At 70.0% G+C, this 18352-nt stretch carries 18 protein-coding genes; 14 read left to right on the top strand and 4 right to left on the bottom strand.

Going from position 1 to position 18352, the window contains the following annotated elements:
• Position 1: 1 nt before the first annotated feature.
• The 7 genes from ACK5NO_RS00885 (at position 2) to ACK5NO_RS00855 (ending at position 5989) form a co-directional block, all read left to right on the top strand.
• Entirely contained in the window at positions 2–685 is a 684-nt protein-coding gene (locus ACK5NO_RS00885; RefSeq protein WP_416810781.1) for a hypothetical protein, read from the top strand.
• 93 nt (positions 686–778) lie between these two features.
• Positions 779–2746 (top strand): beta-galactosidase, encoded by a 1968-nt coding sequence (locus ACK5NO_RS00880; protein WP_416810780.1) that lies wholly within the window; start codon positions 779–781, stop codon positions 2744–2746.
• Positions 2747–2776: 30 nt separating this feature from the next.
• Positions 2777–3916 (top strand): glycerate kinase, encoded by a 1140-nt coding sequence (locus tag ACK5NO_RS00875; RefSeq protein WP_416810779.1) that lies wholly within the window; start codon positions 2777–2779, stop codon positions 3914–3916.
• Positions 3913–4941, top strand: a complete 1029-nt coding sequence (locus ACK5NO_RS00870) for a LacI family DNA-binding transcriptional regulator (protein ID WP_416810778.1) — start codon at positions 3913–3915, stop codon at positions 4939–4941. Before ACK5NO_RS00875 ends, ACK5NO_RS00870 begins: the two co-directional genes overlap by 4 nt.
• A 9-nt stretch (positions 4942–4950) precedes the next feature.
• Positions 4951–5322 carry a YidH family protein gene (locus ACK5NO_RS00865; RefSeq protein ID WP_416810777.1) on the top strand — a complete coding sequence of 124 codons (372 nt, stop codon included), beginning with the start codon at positions 4951–4953 and terminating at the stop codon, positions 5320–5322.
• Entirely contained in the window at positions 5319–5657 is a 339-nt protein-coding gene (locus tag ACK5NO_RS00860) for a YidH family protein (protein ID WP_416810776.1), read from the top strand. Before ACK5NO_RS00865 ends, ACK5NO_RS00860 begins: the two co-directional genes overlap by 4 nt.
• On the top strand, positions 5654–5989 hold the full coding sequence (locus ACK5NO_RS00855) for a hypothetical protein (protein WP_416810775.1): 336 nt from the start codon (positions 5654–5656) through the stop codon (positions 5987–5989). Before ACK5NO_RS00860 ends, ACK5NO_RS00855 begins: the two co-directional genes overlap by 4 nt.
• Before the next feature lie 101 nt (positions 5990–6090).
• Here the strand turns inward: ACK5NO_RS00855 and ACK5NO_RS00850 are convergent, their stop codons facing one another.
• Positions 6091–7041, bottom strand: coding sequence for a serine hydrolase domain-containing protein (locus ACK5NO_RS00850; RefSeq protein ID WP_416810774.1), 951 nt, complete (start codon positions 7039–7041; stop codon positions 6091–6093).
• A gap of 134 nt (positions 7042–7175) precedes the next feature.
• Between ACK5NO_RS00850 and argS the strand changes: the two genes are divergently transcribed.
• Entirely contained in the window at positions 7176–8852 is a 1677-nt protein-coding gene (argS, locus tag ACK5NO_RS00845; protein ID WP_416810773.1) for an arginine--tRNA ligase, read from the top strand.
• A gap of 2 nt (positions 8853–8854) precedes the next feature.
• Positions 8855–10192, top strand: a complete 1338-nt coding sequence (lysA, locus tag ACK5NO_RS00840) for a diaminopimelate decarboxylase (protein ID WP_416810772.1) — start codon at positions 8855–8857, stop codon at positions 10190–10192.
• Between the two features lie 23 nt (positions 10193–10215).
• Here lysA and ACK5NO_RS00835 read toward each other — a convergent pair whose 3' ends face one another.
• Positions 10216–11079, bottom strand: coding sequence for an SDR family oxidoreductase (locus ACK5NO_RS00835; protein WP_416810771.1), 864 nt, complete (start codon positions 11077–11079; stop codon positions 10216–10218).
• Positions 11080–11254: 175 nt separating this feature from the next.
• Here ACK5NO_RS00835 and ACK5NO_RS00830 point away from each other — a divergent pair, with 175 nt between their 5' ends.
• A complete protein-coding gene (locus tag ACK5NO_RS00830) occupies positions 11255–11491 on the top strand; it encodes a hypothetical protein (RefSeq protein ID WP_416810770.1) in 237 nt (78 codons plus the stop codon).
• A gap of 237 nt (positions 11492–11728) precedes the next feature.
• Here the strand turns inward: ACK5NO_RS00830 and ACK5NO_RS00825 are convergent, their stop codons facing one another.
• Both ACK5NO_RS00825 and ACK5NO_RS00820 read right to left on the bottom strand, forming a co-directional pair.
• Positions 11729–12286 carry a hypothetical protein gene (locus ACK5NO_RS00825; protein WP_416810769.1) on the bottom strand — a complete coding sequence of 186 codons (558 nt, stop codon included), beginning with the start codon at positions 12284–12286 and terminating at the stop codon, positions 11729–11731.
• 16 nt (positions 12287–12302) lie between these two features.
• The gene (locus tag ACK5NO_RS00820) at positions 12303–13160 is read right to left on the bottom strand and encodes a DUF817 domain-containing protein (RefSeq protein ID WP_416810768.1); all 858 of its coding nucleotides are present in this window, start codon (positions 13158–13160) and stop codon (positions 12303–12305) included.
• A gap of 83 nt (positions 13161–13243) precedes the next feature.
• Between ACK5NO_RS00820 and ACK5NO_RS00815 the strand changes: the two genes are divergently transcribed.
• From ACK5NO_RS00815 to ACK5NO_RS00800, 4 genes are all read left to right on the top strand, one after another.
• Positions 13244–14533 carry a homoserine dehydrogenase gene (locus tag ACK5NO_RS00815; protein WP_416810767.1) on the top strand — a complete coding sequence of 430 codons (1290 nt, stop codon included), beginning with the start codon at positions 13244–13246 and terminating at the stop codon, positions 14531–14533.
• Between the two features lie 3 nt (positions 14534–14536).
• A complete protein-coding gene (gene thrC / locus ACK5NO_RS00810) occupies positions 14537–15595 on the top strand; it encodes a threonine synthase (RefSeq protein WP_416810766.1) in 1059 nt (352 codons plus the stop codon).
• 2 nt (positions 15596–15597) lie between these two features.
• On the top strand, positions 15598–16524 hold the full coding sequence (thrB, locus tag ACK5NO_RS00805; RefSeq protein WP_416810765.1) for a homoserine kinase: 927 nt from the start codon (positions 15598–15600) through the stop codon (positions 16522–16524).
• A gap of 246 nt (positions 16525–16770) precedes the next feature.
• Complete coding sequence (locus ACK5NO_RS00800; protein ID WP_416810764.1) at positions 16771–18315, top strand: PQQ-binding-like beta-propeller repeat protein; 1545 nt, start codon at positions 16771–16773, stop codon at positions 18313–18315.
• The last annotated feature ends 37 nt before the right edge of the window (positions 18316–18352 follow it).

The raw sequence follows: 18352 nt of genomic DNA, 5'->3' as shown, positions 1-18352 counted from the left end.
CATGCGGGCCGCCCACCACCAGGAGCAATACAGACAGCAACGCGCGGCGCGCCGGCTCGACCGCGACGGGATGGGTCCCGTCCTGGGTGACCGCGCCGTGGGCGCGTGGCCGGGCGCGGTCGGCGGGTTCGCCCTGTGGGGCGAGGTGCTCCTCACCGGCGTCATGGTCACCGTCGCCTCGCTCGGGATCGTGACGGCCCCGGCCGCGCTCGCTGCAGGGGTGCGTCACCTCATGCGCTACGCCAAGGCGCAAGCGAGCCCGTGGTCCGCCTTCTGGGCGGACGTCAGAGCGGCGTTCGTCGGCGGCATGGGCGTGGCGGCGGCGGGCGGGGTGGTCGTGGCGATCCTGGTCACGGACATTCGCCTGGCCGCGGCAGGGGTATTGCCGGGGGGCGGGGTGGTCGCGGCGGCCGGCTGGGTAGGGCTCGTCGCGCTGTCCGTGGTGCTGCTCACGGCGGCGGGCCAGTGGGATCCGGCCGCAGGGTGGCGTGCCGCGTTCCCGCGCGCGATGTCGCAGTGGCGCGGCGACGGCGGCGGCGCCGCCTACCTGACGGCTACGGTGGTGTTTGTCGGAGTGTGCACTTGGGCACTGCCGGCGCTCCTGCCGCCCGCGCTGGGTTGCGCGACGATGGCCGCCGTGGCCATCCCCGCCCGACCACGCGGCGACGGTGAGGGCCGGGGTTGACCCAGCACGCGCATCGGCCCGGCGCGGTCGCCTCAGGCGACCTTGGACGAGCATCGACCGCGATGTCCGCGGGCGATACCAGGAAGGACTCTCATGCATTACGGCGGCGATTACAACCCTGAGCAGTGGCCGGAGGAGATCTGGCCGGAGGACGTGGCGCGCATGCGCGAGGCGGGCGTCACCATGGTGAGCCTGGGGATCTTCTCGTGGAGCAGGATCCAGCCCGCGGAGGGTCAGTTCGACTTCGACTGGCTCGACCGCGTGATCGACCTGTTGCACGAGGGCGGCATTGCCGTTGACCTCGCGACCGCGACGGCCTCGCCGCCGCCATGGGTCCACGAGCGCTACCCCGAGGTGCTGCCCGTGACCGCCGACGGCGTGACGCTCGGCCCGGGAAGTCGGCAGCACTATGCGCCGTCCTCGCCGGTGTATCGCCGGCTGGCGAGCGAACTGGTGACGGCCATTGCCCACCGCTACGCGCAGCACCCCGGCGTGGTCATGTGGCACATCAACAACGAGTACGGCTGTCACCTGCACGCCGACTACTCCGACACCGCCCGCGACGCCTTCCGCGCCTGGCTCGAGAAGCGCTACGGCGACGTCGAGACTCTCAACGACGCGTGGGGCACGGCATTCTGGTCACAGCGCTACACGAGCTTCTCCCAGGTGTTGCCGCCGCGCGCCGCCCCGTACAGCCACAACCCCGGCCAGTTGCTGGACTTCCACCGCTTCACCTCCGACATGCTCCTCGAGTGCTATCTCATGGAGAAGGAGATCATCAGGGCGGCCGGCGCGACGCAGCCCGTCACCACCAACTTCATGGGGCCCTTCAAGCCCGCGAACTACGCGCAGTGGGCCCCGCACCTCGACGTCATCACTGACGACTGCTACCCCGACCCCAACGACCCCGAGTCCTTCCGCGACGCGGCCTTCCAGCGAGACCTCATGCGCTCCCTCAAGCCTGACGTGCCGTGGATGCTCATGGAACAGGCCACCAACGCGCTCAACTGGCGGCCATCGAACGCACCCAAGGCGCCCGGGCAGATGGAGGCGCTGTCGATCCAGTGCGTGGGGCGCGGCGCGGACGGCATCTTGTTCTTCCAGTGGCGCCAGTCACGTGCGGGTGCGGAAAAGTTCCACTCGGCGATGCTTCCCCACGCGGGCACTGACACGCGCACCTGGCGTGAGGTCACCCGCCTGGGTGCCACGCTCGCTGCGCTGGGGTCACTTCCCGTGGGGACCGATGCGCGGGTGGCACTGGTCATGGACTGGGAGAACTGGTGGGCCATCGAAAGCCCCGACCACCCGTCCAACCGGCTTGACCACCTCGCGGTGCTGCAGCGCTGGTACCGGGCGCTGCACCGGCGACACGTCGCGGTCGACATCGTGACGCCCGAGCAGGTCGATGAGCGCCACTCGCTCGTGATCGCCCCCACGCTGTACCTGCTGCGCCCGGAGGGGGCCGATGCGCTGGTCGCCCACGTGCGCCGTGGCGGCCACCTGCTGACCGGCCCCTTCACGGACGTGGTCGACGAGCGCGATCGGTTCCTCGACGGCGGCTTCCTCACGCGGCTGGGGCCGGTGCTGGGAGTCGGCATCGAGGACTTCGGCGCGCTCGCGGTCGCGGGTGGGGGTCCGGGCGAGGCAGTCGCGCCGCTCACGGGACCGTTCGGTGAGGCCATCGGCACGGTGCTCGCCGAGGAGGTCATCCTGCGAGGCGCCGACGCGGTCGCGACCTTTTCGGAGGGCCGACGCGCTGGCGGGCCCGCGCTCACTCGCTTCAGCGGCGAGGGGGGCACGGGCTGGTATCTCGCGACGGTGCCCGACGAGGCGGGGTGTGACGCGATCGCCGGGCACGTGCTCGAGGCCGCGGGGGTGCGCGCAGTCATCGACGGCGCGCCTGACACAGTCGACGTGTCGCGCCGCGGCAACGTGGTCACCGTGGTGAACTTCGGCTCAGAGCCTGCGTCGGTGCCGCTTGCTGGCACTGACCTGGCCACCGGCGAGCAGGTCGAGCACGTGGACCTCGAGCCGTACGGGTATGCGCTGGTGGCGCAGTGAGCCTTGTCGTCCCGAGGGAGGCCTGAGCCCATGCGCGTGGTGATCGCGCCCGATTCGTTCAAAGGCACCGCCACGGCGCGGGAGGTGGTGCAGGCACTCGCGGAGGGCTGGGCCACCGTCGATCCCGACGTCGAGGTGATCGCGCGGCCCATGGCCGACGGCGGGGAGGGTACGGTCCAGGCGCTCGCCTCTGGGCCGGGCGCTCGCCTTCACCAGGTCGCCGCGACGGGCCCCGACGGTCGACCTGTGCAGGCGCAGTGGCTGTCGCTCGACGACGGCGGGGTTTCGACCGCGGTGATCGAACTCGCTCAGTCATGCGGCATCACCCAGATGGAGACGCTAGCGCCGCTCGACGCGCACACCCTGGGGCTCGGCGAGGTGATCCTCGCCGCCCTCGACGACGGCTGCGAGAGGTTGCTGGTCGCGGTGGGTGGGTCCGCCTCGACTGACGGTGGCACGGGTGCACTGCGTGCGCTCGGAGCGTTGCTTGAGGACGGTGACGGCGCGCCGGTAGTGCTCGGGGCGCGTGGCCTCGAAAGCCTGACGCGCATCGACCTGTCTGCCCTGGTAGCCCTGCCCGCTGGGGGCGTGACGGTGCTCACCGACGTGACCAACCCCCTCACCGGGCCCGCTGGCGCGGCGGCCGTGTATGGGCCGCAGAAGGGAGCCGACCCGGACGAGGTAGGGCGCATGGATGCCGCGCTCGGGCGCCTGGCCGTGCTCGTCGAGCAGTTGCGGCCCGATGCCCCCGACCCTGCCGCCCCGGGTGCGGGCGCGGCAGGAGGGACGGCGTACGGCCTCGCCGTCTGGGGTGCGTCGTTTGCGCCCGGCGCCGTGGCGATCGCCGACGCGATCGAACTGGATGTCGCCCTCGCAGGCGCGGACCTCGTCGTGACCGGAGAGGGCCGCTACGACGGCCAGTCCGGCCAGGGCAAGGTGGTCTCGGAGGTGGCGCGCCGTGCCGCGGCCGCGGGGGTGCCCGTGGCCCTCGTCGCGGGCGCCATCGACGCGCCGACCGACACTCTGGCGGCGGCGGTGTCGCTCACCGAGTTGGCGGGCTCATCCCAGGGTGCGATGTCCGAGACCCTGCATTGGCTACGTGAGGCTGGTGCAGCACTCGCCCGCTCGCGTGGGAAGATCGCCTCAACTTTGGTGCGGGAGCAGGGATGACAGTCAGTGTGAAGGAGGTCGCGGCGCGCGCAGGCGTGTCCGTGGGCACCGTCTCGAACGTGCTCAACCGCCCCGACTCGGTGCGCCAGTCCACCATCGACAAGGTGCAAGCGGCGATCGAGGAACTCGGGTACGTGCCCAACGACGCGGCGCGGCAACTGCGGGCGGGCCGCAGTCAGACCCTCGCCCTCGTGGTGCTCGACGTGGGTAACCCGTTCTTCACCGACGTGGCACGGGGTGTTGAGAAGCGGGCCGCTCGCGAGGGGCTCACGGTCTTGTTGGCCAACTCTGACGAGTCTGGCGAGCGAGAGGCCAGCCACCTGGCAGTCTTCGAGCGCCAGCGCGTCGCAGGCGTGTTGCTCTCTCCCGTGGACGACGACCACACCCGGCTGGGAGAACTGCGCGAGCGGGGCATCCCGGTGGTGCTCGTCGACCGCGGAGCGGACCAAAGCGAGTTCCCGTCGGTGTCCGTCGACGACGTGGCAGGGGGCGCGCTCGCGGCCCAGCATTTGCTCGATTCGGGGCGCACCAAGCTGGCATTCGTGGGCGGCCCTTTGCGCATCGGCCAGGTGTCGGACCGATACGAGGGTGCCAAGCACGCCATCGCTGCTCACGACGGGGCGTCGTTGCGCCTGGTCGGGACGGACCAGATGACCCTCGAGGAGGGGTTGCGGGCAGGGGCGGCGCTCGTGGCGCTCGTGCACGAGGGCACCATCGACGGCGTGATCTGCGCCAACGACCTGCTCGCCATCGGCGTGGAACGGGCGCTGCTGTTTGCCACGGAGCCCGTGCGGGTGCCAGAGGACGTCGCCCTCGTGGGCTACGACGACATCTCCTTTGCGGCGACGGCCGCCGTGCCCATCAGTTCGATTCGCCAACCACGCGATCTCATCGGAGCCACCGCGGTCGAGTTGCTGCTCGACGAGGGCTCCCGCCCGGCCGATGCGCCCGCCCGGCAGGTGGTGCTCGCGCCCGATCTGGTGGTGAGAGCCTCGAGCGCCGGTGTGGTCGACGCCGCGCCATAGGCTGGCCGCATGAGTGACACCCCCCGCTCGGGCAGCTTTCCACGACGCGTCTACGACGTGGGCGAGGCTCCCGACGCACGGTTCTCGATGGCGAATGAGCGTACCTACCTGGCCTGGATCAGGACGGCGCTGGGACTGTTCGCGACCGGAGTGGGGCTCGAGGCGCTCGAGGCGCCGCTCGACCCGATGCTGCGGCTCGTCGCCGCGACGGGCCTGAGCGCACTGGGCATCATTGCGTGCGCGTACGCGCTCTATGGCTGGGCGCGCACCGAGCGGGCGTTGCGCACCGGGCGCCCGTTGCCACGTTTTCGCCTGGGCCCCGTGCTGACCGGCGGCATCATCCTCTGTATTGGCCTGGTGGCCGTAGGGCTGCTGCTGTGAGTGCCGACCGGCCTCACCACCCGATGCTCGCCGCGGAGCGCACCGCCCTCGCGTGGCAGCGCACCGCACTGGGGTTCATGGCGGCCAGCGCCGTCGCGCTCAAGGTGCTGTCGGGCGCGGGTTGGGGGCCGGTGGCGATGGCCGGCGCGGGATTCGTGTTCGCCGTGGCCACGCTCGTGATGGCGGCGCGCAGGTATCAGCAGGTGCACCACGGGCTGCATCACGATGACTCGTTGCGTCCGTCAGGTGCGGCGGTGGTGGCGATGGGGGCGAGCGTGCTCGCCTTGGGCGCCGGGTGTCTGTGGTGGATAGGTGTGATCGGAGTGCAGGGATGACGTCGGGATACAGGTGGGTAGTGGCGGCCGCAGGGGTGGCAGTCCTTGCGGGCTGCGGGTCCGCGGGCGTGCCGGATCGGGAGCCCGAGGCAGTCGGCGCCGTCGCCGAGGTCAGCGAGGACAGCGGAACGGTCTACGTGCTGTTCGAGCCCGATGCCGGCTACGAGTATTTCGAGGGCACCACGTTCGCGGTGGGTGCCGAGGTGCCGCTCGAAGGCGTCGACGATGCTGGCGAGGTCGCCGCCGGTGACCGGCTTGAGGTGTGGACCGGGCCATGCGCGGAGTCGTTCCCGGTGCAGTGCACTGTCGAGGGCGTGCGCGTCCTCGACTGACCGCTCAGTGCCTTCCAGGACGCACGCGGCCCCCCGAAACCGACCATGGGTGCCTGCTAGGGCGCTCAGATTCGAAAGAGAGCGGGAGGGGCTCCGCGGCGCTAGTCGAGGAGGGCGGACGCCAGCGACGTGTCGTCGATGCCGCGGTCGGCGGAGCCCAGCACGTTGGTGAGGAACACGTAGGCGAGGTCGTGGTCCGGGAACATCCACAGCTGGGTGCCGGCCCAGCCGCCGTGCCCAAACCCGTCCGTCGCCTTCAGGCCCGGCTCGCGCAGCCGGAGTTTCCAGGTAAAGCCGTCCTCGTGGTCGCGAGTCTGGTCGAAGTCGGGGATGCCGACGGTGAGCGGCTCGCGCATCATGGCGAGGGTCTCAGGGGAGACCAGGCGGCCGTCATCGCGAAGCAGCGACTGTGCGATCGCGAGCATGTCGCCCAGGGTGGCGCTCGCCCCCGCGCCAGGATGGCGCTCGGCGGCGAAGGCGTCGAAGTCGAGCCGGATCTCGTCGGTCATCGTGGGTGGGTGGGTGGTGTCGGCGGCGTCGAGCGACACGCTCGTGGCCCCCGCTCCGGCCAGCAGTTCACGCAACTGCTGCTCCCACGGCCGAGGTTCGGCATGCTCGATCAGGCGAGCCACACCCTGGAACGCGATCGACGAGTAGTGCCGGGCGGTCCCAGCCTCGAAGGTGACGTCCTGAGCGAGGAGTGAGGCGTCGAGCCCCGAGTCGTCGTCGAGTTCCGGGTCCAGCACACCCGACGTGTGGCTCACGAGGTGGCGCAGCGTGACTGGCACCGTGCGACCCGCGCCGAACTCGGGCACCGCGTCCGACAATGGCGTGTCGAGGCTCAGCCTCCCCGCCGTGACGTGGCGTGCAGCGACCATGCCCACGAGCGGTTTGGTGATCGAGAATAGGGGGTACCGGTCGTTGAGGTGGGCGTCGCCCCACGTCTCGACGGCGACGGTGCCCTCGCGGTTCACCACTCCGAGCACGGCCCCCGGCATGCGCCCAGCGTCGATGTGGTCGCGCACCCACGCGGCTGCCTCGTCGAAACCCATGCCCACTCCTTCGTGTTCTTGTCGTCCTCGTCCGCACCTCGAAGCGTATCGACAACCGGGAGGTGCCCCGCGCATCGGCTGGGCGGCCGGGCCGGGCACCACGGCCGGTGCCCGCGCGCCGATACACTCGACGGGTGACCCCTGAAGAGCTCTCCGCCACCATCCGTGCCGCCCTCCTGCAGGGCATCGATGACAGCGACTTCCAACTGTCGCCGTTCGACGTCCCCGACGAGGTGCGGGTCGAGCGCCCGCGCCAGCGCGAGCACGGCGACTGGGCCACCAACATCGCGATGCAGCTGGCCAAGAAGGCCGGCACCAACCCGCGCGAGTTTGCCGAGACCCTCGTCGAGCGGCTGCTCGAGGAGGAGGGCATCGCGACCGCCGAGGTGGCAGGACCCGGCTTCATCAACATCCGCGTGGCCGCTGCGGCCGCGGGCGAGCTCGCTCGCGCGATCGTCGACATGGGCACCGACTACGGCCGGGGAGAGTCGTTCACGGGCAAGACCGTCAACGTCGAGTTCGTCTCCGCCAACCCCACGGGCCCCATTCACCTGGGCGGCACCCGCTGGGCCGCGGTGGGCGATTCGCTTGCGCGCCTGCTGGAATTCCACGGCGCGCGGGTCATTCGCGAGTACTACTTCAACGACCACGGCAGCCAGATCGACAACTTCGCGAAGTCGCTCTATGCCGTCGTCGCGGGTGAGGACGCCCCCGAAAACGGCTACGGCGGCCAGTACATCCAGGACATCGCCGACGAGGTCATGGTCGAGGCCATGGCAGCGGGCGACAACAACCCCATGGAACGCCCCCGCGAGGAGGGCATCGAGTTCTTCCGTGAGCGTGGCGTGAAGCTCATGTTCGCCGAGATCAAGCAGTCGCTGCAGGACTTCGGCGTCGAGTTCGACGTGTACTTCCACGAGGACTCGCTGCACCACTCGGGCAAGGTCGAGCGCGCGCTGGACGAGCTCAAGGCCTCGGGTGCGCTGTACGAGGCGGACAATGCCTGGTGGCTGCGCAGCTCCGACTATGGCGACGAGAAGGACCGCGTCGTGATCAAGTCCGACGGCAACGCAGCGTACATCGCGGGCGACATCGCCTACATTCGCGACAAGTACGAGCGGGGCGCGGACCTGTGCATCTACCTGCTGGGTGCCGACCACCACGGCTACATCGCGCGCCTCAAGGCCGCCGCGGCCGCATTGGGACACTCGCCTGAGATCGTCGAGGTCATCATTGGCCAGATGGTCAACCTCGTGAAGGACGGCCAGCCAGTGCGCATGTCCAAGCGGGCGGGCACCGTGGTGACCATGGCGGACCTCGTGGACGCCGTGGGCGTGGACGCCGCACGCTACTCGCTCGCGCGTTCCTCCGCCGACTCGTCGATCGACATCGACCTGGACCTGCTGGCCTCCAAGACCAACGCCAACCCGGTGTTCTACGTGCAGTACGCGCACGCTCGCTCCACCTCGGTCGCCCGCAACGCGGCCGAGTACGGCATCACGCGCGAGGACGGCTTCGACGCCTCCCTGCTTGAGCACGAGTGGGAGTCCAAGCTGCTGGGCGTGCTGGGAGAGTTCCCGCGCGTGATCACCCAGGCCGTCGAGTTCCGCGAGCAGCACCGCGTTGCGCGCTACCTCGAGGAGCTCGCCTCGGTGTATCACGGCTGGTACGACCGCACTCGCGTCACGCCCCAGGGCGACGAGGAGGTCACCGACCTTCACCGCACGCGACTGTGGCTCAACGATGCCGCGCGCCAGGTGTTCGCCAACGGGCTCGGCCTGCTGGGCGTCACCGCACCCGAGCGGATGTGACCGTGGCGGCGGTGTGGCCCGTCACGCACGAGCGTGGCGACGACGGTGCGATGCGCGTGGGCGGCATGGAACTGCGCGAGCTCACCTCCCAGTTCGGCACGCCGCTGTACGTGGTGGACGAGCAGGACATGCGTGGCCGCGCCCGCGCCTTCCAGCAGCACTTTGCCGACGCCTTCGCGGCGCACGGCACCACCTGTGCGGTCTACTACGCCTCCAAGGCGCTGCTGGCCTCGCGCATCAGCGCCTGGATGTGTGAGGACGGGCTGGGGATCGACGTCGCGAGCGGGGGAGAGCTTGAGCTCGCCCTTCGCGGTGGCATGCCCGCTGACCGCATCACCCTGCACGGCAACAACAAGTCCGATGCGGAACTTACCCGCGCGCTCGAGGTGGGCGTGGGCCACATCGTGGTCGACTCGCTCACCGAGATTCAGGTGCTGAGCGACCTCGCCGTCTCGCTCGACCGCATCGCACCGGTGCTCGTGCGCGTCACGACCGGGGTCCACGCGGGCGGTCACGAGTACATCGCGACCAGCCACGAGGACCAGAAGTTTGGGTTGTCCCTTGCGACGGGCGCCGCGCTGACGGCGCTGCACGCCGTGCACGACGCCCCCGGCCTGGACCTGCGCGGCATCCACACGCACATTGGCAGTCAGATCCTGTCGATCGAGGCCTTCCGCGAGTCCGCCGAGCGCATGCTGGGCCTACGCGCCGACTTTGCCGCCGCATCGGGCGTCGAGGTGCCCGAGGTGGACCTGGGTGGCGGCTACGCGATCGCCTATACGGCTGGCGCGGAGGCGCTCGACCCGTCGGTGGCCGCTCGTGAGATCGCCGATGCGGTGGCAGGTGCCGTGGCCAGCGTGGGTGGGTCGTGGCCCGCCTTCTCGATCGAGCCCGGCCGCGCGATCGCCGGCCCCGCCGGCATCACCCTGTACACCGTGGGCGTGGTCAAGGAGGTCGCGCTCGAGGACGGTGGCGCGCGCCAGTATGTGGCCGTCGATGGCGGCATGAGCGACAACCCGCGCACCATCATGTACGGCGCCGAGTACTCCGCCGAACTCGCCGCGCGTCGCTCCGACGCTCAGCCCGCGCTGTCGCGCGTGGTGGGCAAGCACTGCGAGTCAGGCGACATCGTGGTGCGCGACGTGGACCTGCCGGCAGACGTGGCCCGCGGGGACCTGCTCGCGGTCGCGGCGACGGGCGCCTACGGGCGCTCGATGGCGTCGAACTACAACGCAGTCCTGCGCCCGGCCGTGGTCGCGGTGCGCGACGGCCAGGCGCAGGTGCTGATCAGGCGAGACACCCTCGAGGATCTCCTCAGTTGGGACGTCGCGCCCGCCTGAAGTCGCGCCCGCCTAGTGCGGCGTCAGTCGCTCTCGAGCGCGGTGCGCACCGCGTCTTCGAGGGAGTCGGGCTGGTGGCCGATGAGGTCCGCCAGATCCGTCGACTCCGTGTGGAGGTCGCCCTTGGCGATCGAGGTGTCGATGGCGGCCCAGAACTGGGCCGCGCCACGGTCCATGCCCGCACCCTCGACCATGCCGGTCACCAGTTCCTCGACGTCGACCCGGTGGTGCTGAATGGGCGCGTTGGCGAGAGCGGAGACGACCTCGGCCAGGTAGGACATGGTGAAGGTGTCGCCCGCGAGTTCGTAGGTCTGTCCCTCGGAGTCCTGGAGGGCGGCGACCGCGGCGGCCTCGGCGAAGTCGGAGCGGCTCGCGCCGCTGAGCTTGGCGTTCTTGGTGGCCGAGACCACGGCACCACTCGCGATGTACTGGGGGATCTGGCCCGTGTAGTTCTCGAGGTACCAGGCATTGCGCAGAACGGTCGCGGGGATGCTCGACTCGGCTAGCGCCCGCTCCGTCGCCAAGTGCTCGGGGGCGAGGGGGTTCGAGGACTCGTCGGCCTTGAGCAGTGACGTGTACACGATCCGCGAGACGCCGGCCCGCTCGGCGGCGGCGATCACGTTGGCGTGCTGCTCGACGCGCTTGCCCACCTCGGAGCCGGAGACCAGCACCAGACGGTCGACGCCCTCGAGGGCCGCATCCAAGGTCTCCGCCTGGTCGTAGTCGGCGTGACGGACGGTGACGCCGCGCTCAGCGAGGTCCGACGCCTTCGACTCGGTGCGTGCGAGGGCCACGATGTCCGCGGGCGACACGTCCCGCGTGAGCAGGTGCTCGATCACGAGGCGGCCCAGGTGTCCGCTTGCTCCGGTGACGGCGATGGTGGTCATGGTGGATCCTCTCGAGGGGTGTCAGGGTTCAGCGTGCCCAACCCGCACGCGCGCGCGGCTATTCCCGCGATCACCGCACCCACGACGAACGCGGCGCTCATGGAACAAGCGGCGCGCCCGCGCTGTTGCCCACCATGGCGGCACGGTGCCGTTCAGCCAGCGGAAGGAGTCAACGATGCCTGGCTTCCACGAGCAGTCCGAAGAAGAGATTCACGAGGGCACGGAGGCCTTGCAGGCCCTCGCCGCTGACGTCGAGGCCGAGCGTGAGCACTCGGCCAGCGCCATGAGTCTCCCGCACGATGACCCTGACGCGGAGCAGCCTGGCGACGGCGCAGCAGGCGAGGACCACGACGACCACGACCCCGTTGATCCGGGCGACATCGTCCCGCCTGCGGTCTTCCCGCCCCGCTGATCGATGTCACGGGCGCCACCATCGGCACCTGTGGATCATCTGAGAGCCGGCAGGCGTTGAACCTAATGAGCGGTCGGCGTGCGCCGGTCCGCTCCACTCGATAGGCCACCCGCAGTCGTGCGGGGGACGAGGCCTCGCCGCCGCAGGAACGCTTGCGGCGGTTAGCAGGCCAAGGCGGCGGCGGCCCGGGTCACCCCCTCAGCACCCGGGTCGTCGTCGCTGTCGTGTGCACGCGCGTCAGGCGCGTGCGAGCCCCGCCCACGCGGTCAGTTCAGCGAGGTCGTCGACGATCTCGTCCATCACCCTGTCGTAGGTGGCCTGGTCGCGGGCCCAGGGGTCGTCGAGGCTGCGCAGCGCCACCGGGGTGACGGTGCGCGCCTGGTGCAGCGATGCCGCAGCCGCGGCGAGCCGAGCGGCCGGGCTCGACCCGGCGGGCGCATCGGCCGTCCTGGACAGTTCTGCTGCCTCCTTGATGACGAACACATGCGGGGCGGCAGAGCCCCATTCCTGCTCGATCCAGCGGGCGTGTTGCTGAGTGGCGACGAGTACCAGGTCCGCGCGGCTGAGGATGCCCCGATCAAGCTGCGTGGGGCGGTGGCGCGGGATGGTGAGGGAGTGGCGCTCGGCGGCACGGCGCATGGGCGAGGGCACGTCCATGCCGATCTCGGCGTAGATGCCAGCACTCGTGACCTCCGCGGCGTCGCGCCATTCGCGCTTGGCGAGGTAGTGCATCGCGGGCGAGCGGCAGATGTTGCCGGTGCAGACCATGGTGACCCGTGCTGGCGTGGTGCTCATGGCAAGTGAGGCTACGTCAGGCTCGCTGCCCGCCACGACGGCCGATGCGCGTGACGCTCGGGCGGTCGCCATGCCTGCCGTAGAGGGTGCCCTCGTATTGCTTGAGCGTCGCGATGAGCGCGAAGCTCAGCGTGACCAGCAGCGCCCACGAGCCGAGTTTGCCCACGTGCACGGCCCTCCAGATCTGCTCCTGGTCGGGGTACTGCCAGGCGCCGAGGAACGTGCCCATGTTCTCCGCGACCCACAGGAAGAACCCGATGAACACGAAGGCGAGCGCGAGCGGCATGCGCAGGCGTCGCTCGGCGACCGTGTAGTGCACGAGGGTGCGGCGCATCTCAAGGACGAAGGCCGTCGCGATCACCCAGCGCAGGTCCCAGAAGTAGTGGTGGGTGAAGAAGTTCAGGTAGGCGAGCACCGCGAGGATCGTCATGGGCACGGGTCGGTAGTCGGTCACGCGCAGGTCGAACCGCCGCCAGGCCTGACAGATGTAGGAGCCCACGGCCGCGTACATGAACCCCGAGTACAGCGGCACTCCCGCGATCATCGTGACGCCAACGTCGGGGTAGGTCCACGAGCCCTGGTGAACCTTGAAGATCTCGAGGCCAAGGCCCAGCAGGTGGAACACGAGCACCACGCCCACCTCGCGCGTGGTCTCGTAGCCAGTGGCCCACAGCACCGCCGTGATGGTGATGCCGGCGATCAGCAGCAGGTCGTAGCGCGCGATGGGGGTGTCGATGACGTCGGTCACGCCCATCGCGATAAAGATCAGGATCGCGAACAGCAGCGACGTGAGGTTGGTCCAGGCAAAGACCCACAGCAATCTGACGACATTGCGGAGCCGCAGGCGGGGGTTCTCGGGAGCGTCTGCTGGCACGGCACCATTGAGCCCGATCAGGTCTCTCGAAGCCCGCAGGCGCACCGGGGAGGGGCAGCTCGGCGCTCCGATAGAGTGGCCCCGTGCCAACCTCCTCAGCCCCTGTGAAGATCGCCGTGCTCGGCTGTGGGACCGTCGGAACCCAGGTGGTGCGCCTGCTGCTTGAGCAGGCCGACGACCTCGCGGCCCGTGTCGGTGCCCCCGTCGACCTTGCCGGAGTCTACGTGCGCGACACGTCGAAGCCGCGCGACGCCGTCGTCCCCGTGGGCCTGCTGACGTCGGACGCTGAGGCGCTCGTCGACCAGGCCGATGTGGTGGTTGAGTTGATGGGCGGCATGGAGCCCGCGCGGGCGCTGATCTTGCGCGCCCTCGCGCGCGGCGCGGCCGTGGTCACCGCGAACAAGGCGCTCCTCGCCACGCACGGCGCCGAGCTCCACGAGGCTGCCGACGCCGCGGGCGCCGACCTGTACTACGAGGCCGCCGTCGCGGGTGCGATCCCGCTGGTGCGGCCCGTGCGCGAGTCCCTCGCGGGCGACCGGGTCACCAAGATTCTGGGCATCGTCAACGGCACCACCAACTACGTACTTGACGAGATGACCACCAAGGGCCTGAACTACGACGACGTCGTGGCAGAGGCGCAGCGGCTGGGCTACGCCGAGGCCGACCCGACCGCCGACGTGGGCGGGCACGACGCCGCCGCCAAGGCCGCGATCCTCGCCTCGCTCGCGTTCCACCAGCGCGTCGCGCTCGACGATGTCTACTGCGAGGGCATCACCGAGGTCACCGCGGACGACATCATCGCGGCCAAGGAGACCGGTCGCGTCATCAAGTTGCTCGCCGTCGCCGAGCAGGCCGATGCGGGTGTCACCGTCCGTGTCCACCCCGCCCTGCTGCCCAAGGACCACCCCCTCGCCAACGTGCGCGGCGCATTCAACGCCGTGTTCGTCGAGGCAGAGGCCGCGGGTGAACTGATGTTCTACGGTCAGGGAGCGGGAGGTGCGCCCACCGCATCGGCCGTCCTGGGCGATGTCGTGTCGGTGGCCCGTCACAAGGCCAACGGCGGCAAGGGCCCGCGCGAGTCGAATTACGCGCGCCACGAGGTGCTGCCGATGGATGCGGCGATGACTCGCTACGCGGTGCGCATGTCGGTCGCGGACCGCCCCGGCGTGCTCGCGCAGGTCGCGTCGATCTTTGCCGAGCACGAGGTCGGCATCGAGTCCGTGCGGCAAATGGCCGGGCGCGGCCACGCGGGACTGATCTTGTCGACCCACCGCGCGCCAGAGTCGGCGCTGCGGGCCACGGTGGAGGCGCTGCGTGGTGCCGACTCCGTCAACGATGTCTGGTCCGTCCTGCGGATCGAAGGAGAGGCGTAAGCAATGGCGCACGTGTGGCGCGGCATCATCCGCGAGTACCTGGACCGAATGCCGTTCACTGAGGACGACCGCATCATTTCGCTCGGCGAGGGTGGCACGCCCCTGGTGTACGCCCGCTCCATCTCTGAGGAGGTGGGAGCGAAGGTCTACGTCAAGGTCGAGGGGATGAACCCCACGGGCTCGTTCAAGGACCGCGGCATGACCTCCGCGATCACGCAGGTGGTCAAGGACGGCGACCACACGGTGGTGTGCGCCTCCACGGGCAATACCTCGGCCTCCGCCGCGGCCTACGCCGCGCACGCCGGGCTCCAGTGCGTCGTGATGATCCCCCAGGGCAAGATCGCCGCCGGCAAGATGGCCCAGGCCATCGTGCACGGCGCCAAGCTGGTGCAGGTCGACGGCAACTTCGACGAGTGCCTGGACATTGTGCGCTCGCTGTCGGAGGACTACCCGGTCGCGCTCGTCAACTCGGTCAACCCGTACCGACTGCAGGGGCAGAAGACCGCCGCCTTCGAGATCGTCGACCAGTTAGGTGACGCCCCGGACATCCACATGCTTCCCGTGGGCAACGCCGGCAACATCTCGGCGTACTGGATGGGCTTCAAGGAGGCGCTGGCCGCTGGCGACGCCACCCGTACGCCCCGCATCTGGGGCGTGCAGGCCGCCGGCGCCGCGCCGTTTGTGGCGGGCCACCCCATCAAGGACCCCGAGACCATCGCCACCGCGATCCGGATCGGCAAGCCCGCGTCGTGGGACCTGGCGGTCGCCGCGCGTGACGAGTCCGGCGGCTGGATTCGCGCCGTCTCCGACGTGCAGATCCTTGCCGCGCAGGCGCGCCTGGCTGCCGACGTCGGCGTCTTTGTCGAGCCGGCCTCTGCTGCGCCGATCGCCGGCCTGCTGGCCGCGGCCGCCCTGGGCGAGGTGCCCGAGGGTGTGACCATCACCTGCACTGTCACGGGCAACGGACTGAAGGACACCGCGACCGCGCTCGCGGGCCACGAGGTCGAGCCCACCGTGATCCCCGTTGACGTCGCCGCGGCGGCGAAGGTCCTGGGGCTGTAGCGATGCGCCTGGCAGCGGACGCGGTCCGCGTGCTGGTGCCCGCGACCGCGGGCAACCTTGGCCCTGGCTTCGACGCGCTCGGTATGGCGCTGGGCGTCGCCGACGAGATCGAAGTCCGTGCCGTCGCCTCGTCGTCAGTCACGATGGAGATCGAGGGAGAGGGCGCCGACACCCTGCCGCGCGACGAGAGCCACCTGGTGGTGCGGGCGCTGCGTGAGGCGCTCGACCACGTAGGTGCCTCGCAAGTGGGACTGCACGTGCGCGCCATCAACCGGATCCCGCACGGTCGGGGACTGGGGTCATCGGCGGCCGCCGTCGTGGCGGGCATTGTTGCCGCACGGGGGCTGATCGCCGAGCCCGAGGCGCTGTCGGCAGAGGTCGCTCTCGACCTTGCGACGCGCTTCGAGGGTCACCCTGACAATGCCGCTCCAGCGATCTACGGCGGCGCGACCGTGGCGTGGACCGACGAGTCCGGCGCGCACGCTGTCCCGCTTGAGGTCGCTGACGAGATCGAGACCGCAGTGCTGATCCCACGCTCCGTGCTGCCCACCAAGCAGGCGCGCTCCGTGTTGCCCTCGCTCGTGCCGCACAAGGACGCCGCCTTCAACGTGGGCCGCGCCGCGCTCCTGGTCAACGCCTTGGCTGGCAGGCCTGAGGACCTCATGCCCGCGACCGAGGAGCGGCTGCATCAGCAGTACCGCGCCGAGGTCATGGCGGCCACGCCTGCGATGGTCGCGCACCTGCGCGAGCAGGGGCTCGCGGCCGTCGTCTCGGGCGCCGGGCCGTCGGTGCTCGTCATCGGCACCGACCTGGCGTCGCTCGGTTTGGGCACGGGAACGCCGGACTGGGCTGCAGGGATTGGCGACGAGACGTGGCGCTGCGTGCACACGATCGAGCACGTCCCAGGCGCCACGTCGGTGCGCCTGTAACGCCCCAGACCCCAACTCCTGCACCCCTTCACCCCCTGTCCCACCCCCCTCACCCCCTGGGTTCGCGTAGACCTGGACCAGATCTGGGCGTCCGGTGCGCGCTACGCGTACCTCAGGCCCACCGCAGCGTTATCCACAGATTCGTGAACCGCCCCCACCCGGACTGCTGCGCTGGCTAGCGTCGGGATGGGCTCGCGACTGGGCGAGCCGTCGCAACCCGCGCTCAAGTGCGGATCAGGGGGAATGATGCGAAAGATCGCGACCGCGTGCCTACTGGTGGCACTGCTCGCCGGGTGCCAACTGTGGGGATCGCCAGAGCGTGACAGCGAGCGGGAGCCAGCCGGCGCATCGGCCACTCCTCAAGCGCTGGGCGACACGACTGCGTCACCCGAGGGAGCATCGGCGCTCAGCACAAGTGCCCTTGACGTCGGTGAGCCCGTGTGGCGCGTACCAGGGATCTTCGGCGAGGACACCGTGGTCGCCGACGGGGTCGTCCTCGCGGTCCAACAGATGGGCAATCGGTACGCGAAGGCCATCGACGTCGAGACGGGCGAACTGCTGTGGGCGAAGCCGGTCTCGCGGGGCTCGGTCGGGGAGGCATGGCTCGCGACGCCCGCGTTGTTGAGAACCGACGATCACGGGTGGGCCGTGGTGATGTCTGGCACGGCAGAACTCAACCGTGATCTTGGCCAATTCCAGCACCGCGTCCAGGTGCGCGCGCTCAGAACAGGCGAGGTGTTGGCCGAGGCTCAGCCAGCCTGGATGGGTTCTCTCTGGCAGTGCGACGGGTATGACGAGGTGTGTGCGCATCTCGCTGCGCCTGGCGACGAGTACTTCACCCGCTACGTCGTGGACGCCGCGAAACTCGAGTTCACGGCTGTCGATTGGGAGCCGCCTGCTTCGAGCGGTGGCTCGGCGTACTTCGCCGGAGGGATCTGGGGTGTGGAGCGCGATGGACGCACGGTCTTGGTGAGGAGACTCGACGGTGTGGAGACCTGGCAGACCGATGTGACCGACGTGAAGGGACTCGAGTCGGCGGCGAGTTCGGGTGTCTACGCGCATGCAGAGATCGACGACGACGCCAATGTCATGCTGATGAGCATCGGCCCAGCCGAACCAGCTGAGCGCATCGGGCTCGACGACATGACTGTCGTCAGCGTCGATCTCGACAGCGGAGACGTCCTCTGGAGGGAATTCGGCGCGGTGTTCTGCTGGGAGCGTGTGGTGTGCCGCGGGGAGATCCACTACGACCGCGACCCCAACGGCACGTCCTACTCACTGACGACCGGTGACGTCGAACTGTCGGTGTTGGATCCGCGAACGGGGCAGGCCACGTGGAGCACGACCATCGCGGACGCGGCGGGCATTGCGAACGGGTCGCGGCAGGCGAGCATGATTGGCCCCCCTGGCGTCGAGGTTCTCGAAAGTGGCGGAGTCGCGCATCTCCTCGACCTCGAGACAGGAGAGTTGCAGCCGCTCGGCGGTCGCACAGTGGTGTGCGCGCAGCCGCGCACCGCCACGTTGCCGGAGTACTCAAACCCGCAGCGCGATGAGGTCGAGATGAACGCGGGCGTCACCTACGCGCCGTGCACCGGGCTAGGCGAAGACGACGTAGTCGAGGACTTCACGCGCGAGGCCGTCGAGGCCGCAGAGTGGGACAGGGCGGTGGTGATCGATGACGAGTGGGGCGTGCGCGCGGGCACTGATGTGGGCAAGGTGCCGGTTGAGGACTCGCAGCCTCGCATCCACGTGGTCGCCACCGAGGACGCGCTGCTCGGCTTCTGGTTCTAGCGGCGCGGGGGCGTGCCGGCGTGCGGGCCGTGCGGCA

The organism is Demequina sp. (assembly GCF_047975725.1).
Classification (GTDB): Bacteria; Actinomycetota; Actinomycetes; order Actinomycetales; family Demequinaceae; genus Demequina.
The sequence above is the reverse complement of the archived record's forward strand: the minus strand, read 5'-3'. Positions and strand labels throughout refer to the sequence as shown.